The sequence below is a fragment of the Lacrimispora amygdalina genome (assembly GCF_003432035.1).
GTDB lineage: Bacteria > Bacillota > Clostridia > Lachnospirales > Lachnospiraceae > Lacrimispora > Lacrimispora amygdalina.
Genome location: NZ_QOHO01000034.1, coordinates 40,546 through 58,105 on the forward strand (window position 1 = coordinate 40,546; position 17,560 = coordinate 58,105).

Annotated in this window: 15 protein-coding genes; all 15 read left to right on the forward strand. The window is 34.4% G+C overall.

Going from position 1 to position 17,560, the window contains the following annotated elements; translation table 11 throughout:
* Window positions 1–20 precede the first annotated feature (20 nt).
* A complete protein-coding gene (locus DS742_RS12815; protein ID WP_117417386.1) occupies window positions 21–950 on the forward strand; it encodes a ParM/StbA family protein in 930 nt (309 codons plus the stop codon).
* A gap of 17 nt (window positions 951–967) precedes the next feature.
* Complete coding sequence (locus tag DS742_RS12820) at window positions 968–1,447, forward strand: hypothetical protein (RefSeq protein WP_117417387.1); 480 nt, start codon at window positions 968–970, stop codon at window positions 1,445–1,447.
* A gap of 411 nt (window positions 1,448–1,858) precedes the next feature.
* Window positions 1,859–2,227, forward strand: coding sequence for a plasmid mobilization protein (locus DS742_RS12825; protein ID WP_117417388.1), 369 nt, complete (start codon window positions 1,859–1,861; stop codon window positions 2,225–2,227).
* Window positions 2,200–4,251: a relaxase/mobilization nuclease domain-containing protein gene (locus DS742_RS12830; protein ID WP_117417389.1), complete on the forward strand. Its 2,052-nt coding sequence runs from the start codon at window positions 2,200–2,202 to the stop codon at window positions 4,249–4,251. Before DS742_RS12825 ends, DS742_RS12830 begins: the two co-directional genes overlap by 28 nt.
* A 170-nt stretch (window positions 4,252–4,421) precedes the next feature.
* Window positions 4,422–4,685 carry a nucleotidyl transferase gene (locus DS742_RS12835; protein ID WP_117417390.1) on the forward strand — a complete coding sequence of 88 codons (264 nt, stop codon included), beginning with the start codon at window positions 4,422–4,424 and terminating at the stop codon, window positions 4,683–4,685.
* Between the two features lie 97 nt (window positions 4,686–4,782).
* Window positions 4,783–7,671: an ATP-dependent helicase gene (locus tag DS742_RS12840; RefSeq protein WP_117417391.1), complete on the forward strand. Its 2,889-nt coding sequence runs from the start codon at window positions 4,783–4,785 to the stop codon at window positions 7,669–7,671.
* On the forward strand, window positions 7,671–9,536 hold the full coding sequence (locus DS742_RS12845; protein WP_205692755.1) for a site-specific DNA-methyltransferase: 1,866 nt from the start codon (window positions 7,671–7,673) through the stop codon (window positions 9,534–9,536). The genes DS742_RS12840 and DS742_RS12845 overlap by 1 nt, the downstream gene beginning before the upstream one ends.
* A gap of 2 nt (window positions 9,537–9,538) precedes the next feature.
* Window positions 9,539–12,133: a TnsA endonuclease N-terminal domain-containing protein gene (locus tag DS742_RS12850; protein WP_117417392.1), complete on the forward strand. Its 2,595-nt coding sequence runs from the start codon at window positions 9,539–9,541 to the stop codon at window positions 12,131–12,133.
* A gap of 24 nt (window positions 12,134–12,157) precedes the next feature.
* Window positions 12,158–13,186, forward strand: coding sequence for a DNA-binding protein (locus DS742_RS12855; protein ID WP_117417393.1), 1,029 nt, complete (start codon window positions 12,158–12,160; stop codon window positions 13,184–13,186).
* Window positions 13,187–13,642, forward strand: a complete 456-nt coding sequence (locus tag DS742_RS12860; RefSeq protein ID WP_117417394.1) for a type II toxin-antitoxin system death-on-curing family toxin — start codon at window positions 13,187–13,189, stop codon at window positions 13,640–13,642.
* Window positions 13,643–13,771: 129 nt separating this feature from the next.
* Complete coding sequence (locus tag DS742_RS12865; RefSeq protein WP_117417395.1) at window positions 13,772–14,596, forward strand: toll/interleukin-1 receptor domain-containing protein; 825 nt, start codon at window positions 13,772–13,774, stop codon at window positions 14,594–14,596.
* A 53-nt stretch (window positions 14,597–14,649) separates the two neighbouring features.
* Window positions 14,650–15,279 carry a hypothetical protein gene (locus DS742_RS12870; RefSeq protein WP_117417396.1) on the forward strand — a complete coding sequence of 210 codons (630 nt, stop codon included), beginning with the start codon at window positions 14,650–14,652 and terminating at the stop codon, window positions 15,277–15,279.
* Between the two features lie 346 nt (window positions 15,280–15,625).
* Window positions 15,626–15,802 carry a hypothetical protein gene (locus DS742_RS28830; protein ID WP_170313451.1) on the forward strand — a complete coding sequence of 59 codons (177 nt, stop codon included), beginning with the start codon at window positions 15,626–15,628 and terminating at the stop codon, window positions 15,800–15,802.
* Between the two features lie 87 nt (window positions 15,803–15,889).
* Window positions 15,890–16,180, forward strand: a complete 291-nt coding sequence (locus DS742_RS12875; protein WP_117417397.1) for a helix-turn-helix domain-containing protein — start codon at window positions 15,890–15,892, stop codon at window positions 16,178–16,180.
* A 2-nt stretch (window positions 16,181–16,182) separates the two neighbouring features.
* Complete coding sequence (locus DS742_RS12880) at window positions 16,183–17,118, forward strand: reverse transcriptase family protein (RefSeq protein ID WP_117417398.1); 936 nt, start codon at window positions 16,183–16,185, stop codon at window positions 17,116–17,118.
* Window positions 17,119–17,560 lie beyond the last annotated feature (442 nt).

The window sequence follows — 17,560 nt, forward strand, 5'->3', positions numbered from 1 at the left end:
CAAGAAAGAGAGGATTTTTTATGAATCAATATAGAGTAGATGGGAGCCTGATTATTGCTGTAGATCACGGTTTCGGAAATATGAAAACAGCAAATATAGTATTTAGCAATGGAATGGCGGTATATGACACAGAGCCCATTATGAGCAGAGATTATTTATTCTTCGAAGGAAAGTATTATGTACTGAATCAGGGGCATAAGCCATATGCTTCTGAAAAAATTAACGATGATGATTTTTATATCCTTACCATTGCAGCGATTGCAAAGGAACTTCGACTAAGAGGAATTACAAGAGAGCAAGTTCACCTTGCAGTAGGGTTACCACTAAAGTGGAGGGACGTACAGCAGGAGGAATTCAAGAGATATTTACTTCGAAATAAGCATGTGGAATTTACCTATTGTGGAAGCAAATATTTTGTAGACATTACCGGGTGCAGTGTAATGCCACAATGTTATGCTGCTGTGGCAGAAAAGTTAGGTTCTTATCATGGACTTAATATGTTGGCTGATATTGGAAATGGAACCATGAATGTTATGTATCTTCAGGATGGTAGAACCATTGAGAAAAAGATGTGGACGGAAATCCTTGGGGTGAAACAATGCGCCTTGTTGATTCACGATGCGGTGCTCAATAAGTTTCAGGTGGAATTGGATGAAAGCCTGTTAAATTCCTATCTTATGAAGGGAAGAGCCGATGTGGATGAAGAATATCTGATGTTCATGGAAGAGACAGCAAAAACCTATGTGCAAAGTATTTTCTTGAAATTAAAGGAGCTTGGCTATAATTCCAAACTGATGAAACTGCATTTCATGGGTGGTGGAGCAAAATTGGTAGAGCTTTTTGGAGGATATGAAGCGACAAGGGTATCTTTCAATCATGACATTTGTGCCAATGCCAAAGGCTTCGAGTATTTCTGCTATCTCGCAATGCGTAAACACAGACGTGCTTAAGAAGGGAGCTGGGGCAAATGAAGGATACAGAGCAAAAGACAGTTCGCTTCTATGCCAATAATCCTAAGCATAAGGAAGCATGGGAGTATCTTCATCAACTGGATAAGGATATTTGTTCATCACAGCAGGATTTTATAGTCGATGCAATTAATAGCTATTATCACAAGATGGCAGAGTTGAAAGATGATCCATATCTGGAGACACGAGAGCGTGAAGAAGAATTTATCAAGCGGATTACACATGGTGTGATGGAGCAATTAACAGCAGACCTTCCAAAGGTGGTTGGTGGATTTTTAATAGGTTTGTTGGCAGGAGAAACAGATGGTGTGTCTTCTATTGGGAGGGCACTTGCAGAGAAGTATACAAGTGGTGCTGTTGATGAGAAGGCTGTTTGTACTTCACCTAATGCCGAGGTAAAACAAGCTGAAATCAAAGTTGATATCAGTGAAGCGGAAGTTGCTGATAATGAGTACTTGGATTTGGATAATATTTTCTAAAAGAAATCAGAAATGAAATCATTTGTGAAAAGATGACATCAAGAATAAGCCAGTCTGACATCAGAAATTGCTGATGAAATGACTGGTGTCAGATGTCTTGCTTTTTGCAATCAGAAGAAGCTGATAGATTTCATTTCTGATATTTTTATGCTTTTGGTGAATATCATAGTGTAATTTTATTGTATATTATATCGCCCACTGTGGTGGGCTAAATATTGGGTGCAGGTGCTCCTGCCAAGACGTCCGCAGTTGCGGATGGGAAAAGTGCTACCTTTTCCGTATCTTGCAAACCCTGTGAACCGTACTCAGAGAATTACCTAGGCATTAGCCAGGGAAGAAAGGAGATAAAAACAATGGCACAGATAAGAGAGATTTGTACCAAAACACACTTGAGAATTGGAGGATTTTTATATGACAAATGGAAAACGAAAATACCTATCCTGTAAGAAGGATTGTCACGTTTCTTTGAAATTATCAGAGGAAGATTTTATGAAACTGGAGTCAGATGCGAAATCAGCAGGAATGGATCGAAGTAAATATTTGCGAGCTTTGATTCAGAATGTAAAAGGAATTGATCCAACATTTATGGCAGATAGGGCACAGTTAATCAGAAAAGTTTCTGGAGTATCAAACAATGTGAATCAGATGGCACATCTTGCAAATGCGCAAGGGCAGATATATTTTTCTGCAATAGAAGAGGCGCGTCAGGAAGTGGTAAAGCTTCAGGATATTTTGAAGGAGGTACTAGACGTATGGCAATTACGAAAATCATGCACATGAATTCGGAGAAAAACCGTAATCCGGCACAACATCTTCAAAACGCACTAGAGTATATTCAAAATCCAGACAAAACTGAGAAATTATTTTTGGTGGGCAGTGTAAACTGTTTGCCAGAAACAGCCTTTGAACAGATGATGGATACAAAGAAGCTATTTCAGAAGACGAATAAGAGGCAGGGATATCATATCGTACTGTCTTTGAAGCCAGGAGAGGGAACACCAGAAATTGCATTTGATATGGCACGAAGATTCACGGAGGAATTTCTTGGTGACAGATATGAAGCTGTTTATGCCGTTCATATTGATAAAGATCATATTCATAGTCACATCGTTTGGAATAGTGTGAGTCTTCTTGATGGAAGAAAGTATGATTATAAGAAGGGTGACTGGAAGCACATAATTCAACCCATTACCAACAAGCTTTGCAAAGAATATGGTCTGTCCATTGTCGAAGCAGAGTATGTGAAGAATTCGCAGAATCTTTCCAGAAAAGAATGGCAATATGAACAGACATTTAAAGAAATGATTCATCGAGACGCAATGTTTTGTGCTTCCTACGCTGGGAGCATGGAACATTTTTTGTTTTTAATGCAGCGATTGGGGTATGAATTCAAGTCGAAAGAATATCTTACAGTGAAGATGCCAGGGCGTAAGTTGTATCATCGATTGGATAAGATGGATGAATATTTTGCAGAGGAAAGATTCAAATATTGCTTTGAATACACCAGTATGAATATACCCTACTTTCATGCTACAAATCCAACTTGGATAAAGCGCAGTAATATGTCACCCTATCAAAAGCAATTTTATGGAAAGATGTATCGTTTGCGAATGATTGAGCAGAAACGCTTTTATGTGAAATCAGCCAAGTATGCCAAGGATTTGATGCTATTTCATAAGTTGCAGGAAGAGTATCTGTTTCTTGCAAATAATAATATTCGTACCATTGAGGGTTTACTTGATATTAGAGAAAGTAATCTGGAGCGTATTGATGAAATCACAAAGATTCAGGACTCTATTTATAAGCAGAATTCTAGTAAGAAAAGAGCTTGTAATTCTGATGGGGATTGGAGAGCGTATCAGCAATGGCGCATTGATGAATATAGCAAGCTGGATCAGCTGAAGGTCGAGAAAAAAGAAGCCAAGAATATGGTTGCAATGGCAGAGCGATGTTTGGCTGAAAAGATAGATACAGCAATGGATGTGATATCAGAGTTTGAAGAAATTAGTTCTACGAATAAGATTGAAATTCCTGAGTTTGTTGAGGAGAGAGTGGTGGAGACGAAAGCTGAAGTTATAAGGGGAGATTCTTATTTTGAGGATGAACAGGCATTTACGGATCAGAAATCAATAGAGAGGCCAACGGTATTTTATGAGGAGAAGCCTAAATGGGATGAAGCGTTGCAAGAACACCAAGAGATAGTGGAGCATATAGGGCAGTCGCAATATAAGGATGTTCCGTTACGAGTGGAGCCACTGGCAAGTGAGGAAAATTTACAAAGTTTTGTGCTAAATCAAGTAGAAGCAAAACCGGAATTAGTGGCTTATACAGAGCCACTTCCTGCTAGGTTTTCGGAGTATTCTCTTTTATCTGTAGAAGAAAAAGTGAAGCGTTATAAGATGACGGGTAAGGAAGATGTTTATGCTATGGTAGAAGCTTATTTTAAGCGCATTGGTCATCCAATTTATTTTGGAGAAGTGTATGATGAGGCTCAGGAATTGGAAAAAGCTTATAAATCCAGTTTGATAGCGGAACAATCGGAATTAATAGCTGTGGAGATGCTTGTAGATGGAATTACTCCGGAATCATATTCTCTTTTATCTGTTGGTTCTAAGGCAAAGTATATTGTATTTGATATGACCGATAATAACTATAATTTGAACTTATATAAAGAAGTTATGAGGAAGATGAATCAAAAGATGTCCAGCTCTGAATTGTTTGAAGGATATCAGGAGATTTATGAGGCGAAGATGATGAATCGGGTCGATACAAATCAAGAGAAGAAATGGGACAGAAGTAGGTAGTTTAGGGGCGTGTTGCTATTGGGTAGATATTATCAGTAGCAACACTTTTTCATTACAATAATTGTTAGTATAAAACTTCAAAAATCATTTGTTTTGCAGAAGTGGTTATGGTAAAATGGTTTTAAAATTAAACCATTAAGAAATGATTTTTAGAGAATGAGGATTAGAATATGAATGAAATACTTGGCTTTGTAAATGAAAAAACAAAGGTATTAGTAATTCTAAAGGAAAATCAGTTACAAATCGATGGGAAGAGCATCTGCCCATTGAATCAGCAAGAAATAGCTAACCTGGTGCCCTGTGGGAAGCTTAAGGTAAATCAGATATTGAAGGAATTGATTGACGATGGGTACGTTGAAATGCTTCATACGAAGGGGCGATATATTGTTACGGCTAAGGCATATGAAGTGTTGAAAAAGTTATCACTTAAGTAGTGTAAGTCCTGAAAAAGGGACAGGTATATGTGGTAGACTTTAGAGAAAAAGATAATGAAGTTACATATAAAATATACATTTATATAGGGAGATGACTATGAGTTTTGATTATGGGGAGGCAAATAAAGAGCAGAGATTTGCAATAGAAACTACAGATGGTCCACTTTTAATTATTGCAGGACCAGGAACAGGAAAAACATATACACTGGTAAAACGAGTTGTTTATTTGATTACAGAATGTAGTGTAAATCCAGAAGAAATTATGATAGCTACATTTACTGAAAAGGCTGCAAAGGAATTAATTACGCGTATCACCAATGAATTATTGAATATCGGAATATCTATAAACATAAATGAAATGTATATAGGTACGTTTCATTCTATTTGCTTAAGAATACTAAAGGAGCATTTGGAATATACGCGAATTAAAAAGAACTATCGAATGCTGGATAATTTTGACCAGCAATATATGGTTTTTCAGAAGATAAATGAATTTCGTAAAGTAGAATATTTCGATACTTTATTTCCCAATGCTACGGGAGCGTGGAGACAAGCAGGAACTATTGTAAAATATGTAAATAATTTATCGGAAGAGTTAGTAAATATTGAAGCAATGCAGATGGATTCTGATGAAAGCGTTGTTGCAATAGCAAATATAATGGATACATACTATTTTATTCTGGAGCAAGATAACCTAATTGATTTTGCAAGCATTCAGACGGAAACACATAGACTGTTGTTAAATCATCCCGAAATACTTGAAGAAATTAGAGAAAAAATTAAGTATGTAATGGTTGATGAATATCAGGATACCAACTATATACAGGAATTACTAGTATTCTTAATAGCTGGAGAAAATGTAAATATCTGTGTAGTTGGTGACGATGATCAAGGCCTTTATCGTTTTAGAGGAGCCACCATTCGGAACATTCTGGAATTTCCTGGACATTTCGAAGAAGGAATATGTAAACAGGTAAAACTTGTTACAAATTATCGTTCTGAGAAGCAAATTATTGATTTTTATAATGAATGGATGAAAACGACAGATGGCAGGGCGTATGATTTCTTATGGAAAAATTTTCGATTCGATAAGAAAATTGTTCCAGGAAAAAAGAATTACAGTGAAAAGACAGCTGTTTTGAAATGTTCTGGAAAAGAAATTCCAGAAGATTGGTATGAACAGGTATTAAACTTTATTTTGAATTTAAAAAAGAAAGGCATTCTTACAGATTATAATCAGATAGCTTTTTTGTGTCGTTCAGTAAAAAATGATAAAGTTATCGATTTGATAGAGTATTTGGAAGATCATGATATTAAAGTATATTCTCCGCGTTCTGAAATGTTCTTTAAACGAAAAGAAATTAAAGAGGCATTGGGTTGCTTATTGTTGTGTTTTCCAGAATACATATCTAAACTTAGGGATCGAGACTTTAAATTTGACTTTAGAGAACTATATGATTATTACGGGAATGAATGCATAAAAGCTGCGAAGGAACTGATTCAAAATAATAAGGATACAATAGGAAAATGGATTACTGAAAAAATGAAAAAGCATAGTAATCTAAGTAGGGATAATGCAGACTATGCTTTTACAGGTTTACTATATCAATTATTTCAATTTGAACCATTCAGTGAGTATCTTGGTATAGAAATGAAAACTGGTGTAGTGGATGAGAGACCTGCCAGAAACTTGTCGATTCTAACATCTATTCTTGGAAAGTATGAATATTTACATCGAATTGATGTATTTACAGAATCTAACATTGAGCAAGCAGTAGAACGATTTTTTAACATGTATCTGAGATTTTTAATTGATGGTGGAATCACAGAATATGAAGATGATACGGAGTATGCACCGAGTGGATGTATTTCGTTTATGACGATTCACCAATCGAAAGGAATGGAATTTCCGGTAGTAATGGTTGATTCGTTGAATGCAGCACCTAGAATTAACTCAACTGCAGTTATTGAAGATATAGAGAATAAATATTTTCATCGAAGCGTATTTGAAAGTCGAGAGGATATTAAGTACTTTGATTTCTGGAGACTATATTATACGGCATTTTCAAGGGCACAGAATCTGTTGGTATTATCTTGCTGTGAAAAGAATGGAAGAGGTGCAACACCAAGTAAATATTTTGAAGAATTTTATAATAAGCTACCAGATTATGAAGATGTGAATTTGGAAGACATAATTTTAGAAAAAGTAAAACCTGTTAATATCAAAGATACATTTTCTTTTACTTCTCATATAGCACTATTCGAAAATTGCGCTTTGCAATATAAGTTTTTCAAAGAATTAGGCTTTACGCAAGTGAGAGTTGGGGCAACTTTATTTGGAACATTGGTACATGAGACAATTGAAGATGTTCATAGAGCTGCTATGCGAAAAGAAGAGAGTACGATTATTCCTGAAAATATAAGGGATTGGTTTGACACAAATTACACAACTCTTTCTAAGAGTGAGCATTCCTATTTAGGGCAAGCACAGATTGAAGCCGCCTATAAGCAGGTAATGAGATATGTAGAACGCACTAAGAAGGATTGGAGCATAATTCAAGATGCAGAAGTTGAAGTAAGCCTTGTGAAATCGGATTATATATTAATGGGAAAAGTTGATTTGATACGTGGAGAAGGCGATACTGTAGAAATTGTTGATTTTAAATCTGAGAAGAAACCAAATGTATTAATTGAAACTGAGGAAATGAAACGATATCGAAGACAACTAGAGGCTTATGCACACTTAATCGAAGAAAAAACAGGTAAGTCAGTAAGTAAAATGCATCTCTATTATACGGGTGAAGAAAATGGTGTTCCAACAATAAGTTTTGACAAATCAAATACTTCAATAGGTGCTACCATTCAAGAGTTTGATAAAGTTGTAGAGAAAATTCAGAAAAAAGATTTTTCAGGTAGGGCAAAAGATAAAAATCTATGCGCCAACTGTGATATGAGACACTATTGTAAACGAAAGGAAGCAAAATAATGAACGACCAGATATCATTTGAATTTGAACAAAGAAAACCAATAAAGGGATACCCGGAATTACACTGGACAGGAAAAAGACCATATACATCAACACAGTATTATCCAGCACAGCTCAAGGAATCTTATGGAGAGCCTAAAGATGGATGGATGAATAAAATTTTCTGGGGCGATAATTTGCAGGTTATGAGCCATTTATTGAAGGAATATCGTGGAAAGGTTGATCTTATTTATATTGATCCACCGTTTGATAGCAAGGCAGATTATAAAAAGCAAATTAAATTAAAAAGATCTTCAATACAAGGGGATATGTCTTCGTTTGAAGAAAAGCAGTATGGAGATATTTGGGTTAATGATGAATATTTACAATTTATGTATGAACGATTAATAATAATGAAAGAGTTATTATCAGATAGTGGATCAATATTTTTACATTGTGATTGGCATAAAAGTGCATATTTGAAAATAATTATGGATGAGATTTTTGGAAATGGAGGAGATGCAGCTAACGGACCAGGATACAAGAATGAAATTATTTGGCAGCGAACAGGTGCTCATAATGATGCTGGGAAATACGGAGTAATCCATGATACTATTTACTGGTATACCAAAAGTTCAAATTACAAATTTGAAATGGAAATGATTGAGCTAACTGAAGAACATAAAAATAGTAGATTTAAAACGATAGAACAAGAAACTGGAAGACGTTTTTACCCTGGACCAATAACTGCTCCGGGAGATGGTCCGTCGCGTTTGTTTAGAGGCAAAGAATTACTTCCACCAGCAGGAAGGCATTGGAGTTATTCACAAGAAAATATAGATAAACTTGAGAAAGAAAATAGAATCTATTATTCTTCGACAGGAATTCCCTATTTAAAAGAATATGAAGATGAATATACTCAACAAGGAAGGCGACTTCAAAGTATTTGGACAGATATCCTTCCGTCAAAAACAGGTAAAGAGATTGTGGGATATCCTACACAAAAACCGGAAAAATTGTTGGAAAGGATTATTAATGCGACAACAAAAGAAAGTGACGTGGTATTTGATTGTTTTATGGGATCAGGGACAACTGCTGTAGTTGCTCAAAAAAAGAATAGAAGATTTATAGGAGCAGATATTAATTTAGCTGCTGTTCAAATTACAACAAAGAGATTATTAGAGAATGAATCTATCACGGGATTTGAATTATATAACGTAAATAACTACGATTTCTTCCGTAACCCTGTAGAAGCAAAAGGATTAATTATTGATGCACTTGGGATTCAGAAATATGATTCCTCAACAGTGTATGATGGAGAATTAGATGGTTATATGGTTAAAATTATGCCTACAAATCGAATTGCGACTAAGGCCGACCTTGAAGAATTGAAGGCAAATTTACCATACAAGACATTCGAAAAAAGAAAAGAAGAAAATCCCGGGGCTGTAGTTGAGAGAATAAAAATTGTGTGTATGGGGCATGAAGCTGATTTGAAGGCTTCACTGGAACAGGAGTTATCAGCGTACAAGCTTGATATAGAAATAGTAGATATTCTAAGAGATAAATCAGATTTGCAGTTTAAAAGGGAAGCGGATGCAAATGTTGTAAAAGAAAATAGTACTTTGACAGTGAAAGAATTCTATCCTATGAATCTTTTGCAAAAATTAAGCATGCAAAAAGAATCTGTAGAAGACTGGAGACAGTTAGTTGAATCAATCTTTGTAGATTGGAATTATGATGGAGAGACAATGAGACCAGAAGTGTGTGATATTCCGGGAAAAGATGATTTAGTGGCAGGAGTATATGAAATACCAGACAGTGCAGGCCGAATAAAAATAAAAATTACGGATTTGCTTTCGGAATCACTTGAAATGGAGGTATAAAGATGGCAAAAGAAGCAGGAATGGAATTTGCCTTTTTTGAGTTCCTTCATTCTTTTTACAAGGAAAGCAAAGGTAGAATTCGTAATAATTATAAGGCGGTGACAAAAAAATATTTAGATTATAATGATAAGGAAAAGAATCCAGATGCATTTTTAAGAAAACCGCAGTTTGAAGCACTTGAAATGTATGTTTTTATTAAAGAGTTTATGGACAATGCTCAAATGTATCAGATTTTTGATGATTGGTCTAAACGAAATGGAATCTTTGCAAATAGATACTATTATGATGAACAAGGACAGCAGACTTTATTTGATGTTTATTCTCCAAAACAGTATCATGATTATTTTTTACAGATAAAAAAATATGCTGAAAATTATCCGAATTATATTTATGCTTTAACGATGGGATTGGGAAAAACAATATTAATGGCAACATGCATTTTTTATGAGTTTTTACTGTCATCGAAATTTCCAACAGATGATAGGTATTGTCATAACGCTCTTGTGTTTGCGCCAGACAAAACAGTATTACAGTCTTTAAAAGAGATAGTGACATTTGACAAGAGTAAAGTAGTTCCACCAGAATATATTGGCGTTTTAGATGCAAATATAAAAGTGCATTTTTTGGAGGATACAGGAACAACTTTGAATACTCTGGATGGATCAAAGTATAATATTATTGTATCAAATACACAGAAAATTATATTGAAAAGACAGCGTAAAGAGAAATCAGCGGTTGATAAACTTTTTAGTGGTGATATTCCGGGACAATCAGTATTAGATGATGTATTAGGAATGCTACAGGAAATTAGTGACGATGCTAGTCTTATGTCAAATCAGAGATTTGAGAAGTTGATAAGATTAAAACAGATGGGTATTTTTGTAGACGAAGCACATCATATGTTTGGTGCAGACTTAGAGAAAGCACTTCATAAGGGTGGTTCAGCCACTAGTTTAAGAACAACAATCAATGAATTAGCCACAGAACTGGAAAGTCAAGGAAGTAGAGTTGTGGCGTGTTACAATTTTACAGGAACGCCATATGTTGATAACAAAATTCTTCCAGAAGTAGTTTATGCATATGGTCTCCAAGCTGCGATTCAAAATCATTTTCTAAAAGAGACCAGCGTTATCGGATATAGCAATGTTAAGAGCAAAGAATTTCTGAAAGTAATTATAAAGGATTTCTGGGGAAAATATGGAGACAAGGAATATGAAGGTTTAGTTCCAAAGATGGCTATTTTTGGAGCCGAGATTGCTGAGGTCGAAAAAGAAATCCGTCCAGTTGTAGAGGAAGTGCTATCTGAATTAGGAATTTCATTAGATAGGATTCTTGTTAATGTTGGAGATGATAAGCTAACAAAATCAGAAGATATCAGAGATTTCAATAACCTTGATATTGCTGGAACACAAGGTAGCAAGAAACAGTTTATATTACTTGTTAATAAAGGTCGTGAGGGATGGAATTGTCGTTCATTATTTAGTGTTGCATTATTTAGGAGCCCTAAATCTAAGGTGTTTGTTCTTCAGGCTACAATGAGATGTTTGAGAAAGATTACAGAAGAACAACAGACAGCAACAGTGTATTTATCTAAAGAAAATATGGATATTCTTGATGATGAATTAAGAAAGAATTTCCGTACTAGTATTGAAGAACTTAAAAATAAGAGCAATACAAACAGAAAGAAAGTTCCGGTTAGAGTCGTAGAACCACCAAAGACAATTAAAATGCACAGACTTCATTATGAGTATTCTATTGCCGATAAAAATGTATCTGATCAACTCGAATTTGGATTACTTGATTTAGAAACAGAAACATATGATGCCACAATGTATGTAAAGGAAGGAATCTCAACTGCATCCGTAGTGCGTGAAAGCACGGTAAATTACATGGTTGAAAAGAAGGAATATTCTGAAATTACACTTGTTGCTGAAATCGCCAGATATTTTCCCAATATCCGTTGTACTGATATTGCACGTATGCTTCGGAACTCCAAAGAAGGAATGCCAACAATTCTTGTTATGGTGAATGAACATAATGAAATAATACATGATAAATTGGTACCTGGTATCTTTGACTCTCTATACGAGGTCAAAAAAGATATTATTAAAGAAAATGTCGATGTTCAACTACTAAAAAAACCAAAGCAGGGTGGATATTATGAGTTTAGCGGAAATGAGGAATTGATTATTTCAAAAGACTCAAAGGATTCGGTTGTCGTAAATAATAAAGGTAAGAGCTTCCATGCGGATACTTATGTGTTTGATTCAAAACCAGAACTTCAATTGTTCCTACAATTATTATCAGACAAACGGGTAAAAGAAACTTATTTTACTGGGATGTTCACCAGCGAACAGACGGATTTCTATGTGCCGTATGTTGATCCTGAATCAAATAGATTGAGAAAGTATTATCCTGATTTTCTTGTAGAAATGAATGATGGAACCTACATGATTCTTGAAGTAAAGGGTGATAATATGCTAGACGATCCGATTGTAAAGGCAAAGAAAGCGGCGGCAGAAGAAGTGGCAGTTGAGAGTGCCATGAAATATGAGATTCTTGCTGGTAGTGAGATTATGAAAGGACATGGAATCTAATCATATTGAAAGAGGTGATATAAAATGGCAAAGGATTTAACAACTTCACAAGTTGATAGACAGAACATTTTAAATAATGATTTAGCAGTTCGTGAAGTACAAAATCAAACTGGGTTACAGGGGATAATTTTTGAAGATAAATTGTGTTTTACAAAATCTATGACTGCAACATATTTTGATGTTGATGTTCGAACGATAGAAAGATATGTCAGCGAAAACACAGAAGAAATTTCTATTAATGGCTATGAAATCTTAAAAGGCAAAAGATTAAAGACATTTATTGACTGTGTAATCAGCCAAGATGTTCCCGACATAAATGTCGGGAACATCAGTAATCGCACACCCCAAATTGCAATATTTGGATTTAAAGCGTTTTTAAACATGGCAATGTTACTGACTGAAAGTGAAAATGCAAAAACGCTACGTAAAATCATGTTGGATATCGTAATTGATTTTGTCAATCAACGAACAGGTGGCTCAACGAAATATATTAATCAGCGTGATCAAGATTTTATCAGTGCCTTTCTACAGGAAGAGAATTACAGGAGAGAATTTACGGACGCCCTTCGCGATTATGTTGATATGGGAAATAGTAAATATGCTATTTATACAGATAAGATATATCAAAGTATTTTTAAAGAGAAGGCAACGGAGTACAAAAAGATATTGCGTCTGACAGAAAAAGACAGAATACGAGACACATTATATTCAGAGGTACTAGATTTGATTTCGTCATATGAGTGCGGATTAGCTGCAATGATGAAAGAACAATCTGAACAACTGGGACGCAAGCTAAATAACTGGGAAATGACAGATCTCTTTGCTTCATTTGAAACTCTTCCTCTATGGAAACCATTGATTGTAAGAGCTAGAACAAAAATGGCTAGTCGTGATATGGCATTGCGCGATGCTTTCCATTTTCAACTTGAGGAATATATTAAACCATTGGAACCAGAAGAATATGAAAGATTTCTTGGTGTTGCTGGGGACGAATTAGAAAAGTTGATGAAGGAGAATCAGGATGTGCTTCTTAGGTTAAAGGAGCGTGAATAGATGGGGAAAGTCAATTATATTTCTTTAGAAGAAGCATTAGAAATTCATAAGTCAACTATTGAAAACAGTGGTGGTGGAGACGATGGTGAGCTTGATACTGGAAAGTTAGACAGTGTATTAACACATATACAAAATGATGAGTATTACCCGACATTCTTGGACAAGTTGGAACATTTATTCTTTTGCGCTTGTAAATTTCATTGCTTTATTGATGGAAATAAAAGAATAGCTATTACATTAACCGCAATGTTTTTGCTGAAAAATGGATATATGTCCATTGCTAATATTTATTTCAGAGAAATGGAAAATATCAGCTACCATGTAGCCGCAGGTCATATTGATGAGGAACTGCTTAAAAGAATACTGGAAGCAATTTTAAATTGTACTTATGATGAGGACGAGTCGTTAAGACTTGAAATATTTAATGCAATTTCGGTTGAGGATGAGTTTTACTAGATATACAAGTTGAAAAATAGAATGAAACACTAGAATACATCTGACGCGATCAAGATTGATTTTTAATTTTGTGGCATAGATAATGCCTAGTTAGTAGGAATGGAGAACGAAAAAGGGGAAGGAATTATTATGTCAATAAGCTCAATAGAAAGTAAGATTCGCTCACTTCAATCAGAAGTTGAACGTTTATCCAGAGAGTTGGAACGTGAAGGTAATAAGGAAGTAGGATATCTTAAAAATATTCAAAGAATAGAGAAGTCTGTAAATAAAAATACTTCTATAACTCAAATGAAATCGAAACAACGTTCGATTGACTCTGATAACGAGAAAATTTTGAAAAGCAGAAAAAATCAAACAGATATTAATGTAAAAATCAATAAAAAAAGAATGGAAATATCTAAAGCCCAAAGTGAATTGCAGAAAGAACAAGCTAAACTTTATGATGCTTCTCTCAAAAAACAAAACTCTATTATTGAAGAACAACGACAATTGATTAATGAGATAAAAGTCTCTACGTCTACTATAGGAAATGCTAATATTTCAGAAGAAAAGGAATATGATTTTTTTATATCTCATGCATCGGAAGACAAGGAAGCAATTGCTGAACCTTTAGCTACTTCGCTTATAGATAAAGGCGCAAAAGTATGGTATGACAAATTCACTCTAAGAGTCGGAGACAGTTTAAGGAAGTCAATAGATGATGGACTTGCAAATTCTAGATATGGAATTGTTATATTGTCTGAACCATATTTTAAGAAGTTTTGGACGGGAGAAGAATTAAATGGCTTATTTGCTAAGCAAGAAGATGGGAGAAAAGTGATTTTACCATTGTGGCATAATATTTCCAAAGATGTTGTGAAAAAAAAGAGTCCTATGCTTGCGGATATGCTAGCTTTAAAATCGGCAGACTTCACAGCAGAAGAGTTGGCAGAAGAGTTTATACAATTGTTGTAAATACAATTAAAAAAGAAAACGATTTTCAGACATTATAATTTAGGAGGTCGAATATGTGTTTACAAGCAATTGATGATAATATTTCATTTACAGAGTATAAAAAATGGATTGATAAATACATACGTAATAATGATACAAGGGAAATTAATTTTCAAAATGATGTTATTAAAAGATTAATTGAAAAATTGTTTCCAAAATATGATGTTGTAAATGTTGGAACAAAAGGATCGGATACTGCTAAACATAATTATTATCATTATTCAGGAAAATATATAGATAATCTAGGTCGAGAGAAGCCAACAACTCCGGACATTTTGGTGGCAAACAATTGGAATTGGTATAATATTGAGCACGAAAATGAAATTAAGTATATTGCAACCATTGAGGTGAAATCTCCTTATGGAAAAGAGGCAATATATAAAAGTGATTGTTGCAACTGTCCAGCGCAAATTAATAGACATTTAAGTGCTGAGAAGATTGATAAAGTAATTTATACTGATTCATTTGAATGGAGATTTTATACGCAAAATAAATTGGATAACCCGGAAAAATTTAGTTTTGTTAATAGAATAAGAATCGGAAGAGGTTATACATATGAATGGAAAACAGAGGCTTATGCGCAAGAAGAATTTGATAAACTAATAAAGAAACTGAAAGATTTTTTGGTAATTATGAAGGAGTAGAATATAATACATATAATAAAAGTTCGCAAATAGCGAAAAAACATATTGACATTTTGAGATTAATGTCGTAATATAAGCATACAGCATATCGATATATTTATTATATCGTGGTCTAATCCCATAAATTGGAGTGTATTTGCACTTGAGGAGCATCTTAGTATGCTCTACGGTTAGGGGCCGGCATGTTACGCAATGACCCGTGGCACGCTGCTAGCACCGCACGCTCTGCCTCGCTCGGGGGAGCTCGGCAGAGCTCAATGGATTAGATAGGTTGTTCTGTATGCACCACACTTCTTGCGGGGTGGAAGCTATAAACTATAAAAGTAGCTTCTAAAGGAGTGATGATATGAAAAAAATGCTGTTCGTGCAGAATGTTCAGGTAGCGCCTCAAAAACCTAACAAAAAATCTAGTAAGAAGCGAAAAAAACTTAGAAGCAAAATTTTTAAAATTGGGTTTCGAGGTATTGAAGCATTATGGATGCTGTTGCAGATTGTGCAGTATCTCTTGCAGATTTTTAAATAAGAGGAGGGCTATAGAAAAACCTATCTAATTTTGTTTTTTAGTCGTTAGACTTCATATACATAGAATATTTTAGAAAGGTGGGTAAATATGATAGGAGATATTTTAAAGCGAACTAGGACTATATATGGATATAAAGCGTCTGATATGAGCGAAATGCTTCAAATATCAAAAAGCTATCTTTCTGAGATTGAGAATAATAAGAAACAGCCATCACTTGAATTGCTAGAGAAGTATTCTGAAATTTATGAAATGAAATTATCTTCCCTGATATTATTGTCAGAAAACTACGACGATGCAAATAAAAATAATAAGGGTGACAAATTCATTAGAAATATGATGATAAAGCTTATTGAGAAGATGACACCAGATGTGGAGTAGCAATGGAAAATAAATGGAAGAAATATGATATTACACAGTGTGCTTTTTATAAATGTAATAGTCCTAAAAATTTAAAAAGAATATTACAAATAAAAGATGAAGAGTATAATGATATTTTTTCGATTGTAAAGTATCATGGATTTTCGATTGACAAAAAAGATGGTATCGAAAAGAGAAATATTACTGCACCTGACAAGAGAATAAAAGCTATACAAGGTCGAATATTACGACTATTTCAAAAAGTTGAAAGGCCTGAATGGCTTATTTCAGGTGAAAAAGGGAAATGCTATATTGATAATGGAAAACAGCATGTTTTTTCAAATTATTTTTTAACAATAGATATTAAGAAATTTTATGATAATTGTAAGAGAGAATATGTTTTTCGCTTTTTTAAAGATCGAATGCTGATGACAGGAGATTTGGCAGGTTTATGTACCGATATTGTAACTTATGAAGGGGGAATTCCAACTGGGTGTCCTACAAGTCAGTTAATTGCCTATTATGCATATGAAAATATGTTTAAAGAAATATATGAAGTAGCGACTGAATATAGTTGTATATTTACAGTATATGTTGATGATATGACTTTTTCCTCAGAAAAAGCTTTTGATGTTAATAAAATGGTGAATAAGGTAGACTGTACTTTAAGAAAGTATGGTCATAAACCAAAATATAAAAAGGTGAAATATTATTCACAGGGTCAATATGTTCCGATAACAGGAACCATTGTTACAGGAAAACATGAAATTAAGGTTCCAAATCAATTACAAAAGAAGGTATATGATGAGTTCCAAGAAATTAAAACTCTTAATACAGAAAACTTGACAGATAAAGAACAGAAGAAGATAAATAGTCTCAAAGGAAGAATTCAAGCTTCGAGAAATATTGAAGATGGAAAATTTCCTGAGATACGGAGGCTTGTTAATAAGATAGGCTGAATTTTGGTGATACCGTTATGATACCCAAAGCTTATTATACACAAAATAATACATAGAATTCCCGGACTAATTGCAATTAAATAACAGCAAATATATCAAATAAATTCGCTTTAAAGCGAATTGTTAGGGAGTTTGAATAAAATATTTAGAGCCAGAAAACCTTGTAAAATCAAGGGAATCTGGCTCTTTTCTTTTTGTATTGGAACTAAAATGGAACTAGAAACAATCCTGGAGCTTTTCCGCCACCTCATTACGCTTGTGTGGAAATAGGTGGGAATAGGTGTTTGATAGTGTCAAGATTTTTTCGCAAATTGTATTTCAGCCGTTAGGTAGCCGGTAGTCAGCCGGCTATGATATCAGACTGATTTTGGAGATCCAATTCTTTCAGGTGCTCCATATTCATGTAGCGCTTTGTACCCCATTGGGTTCCAGCTACGTGTCG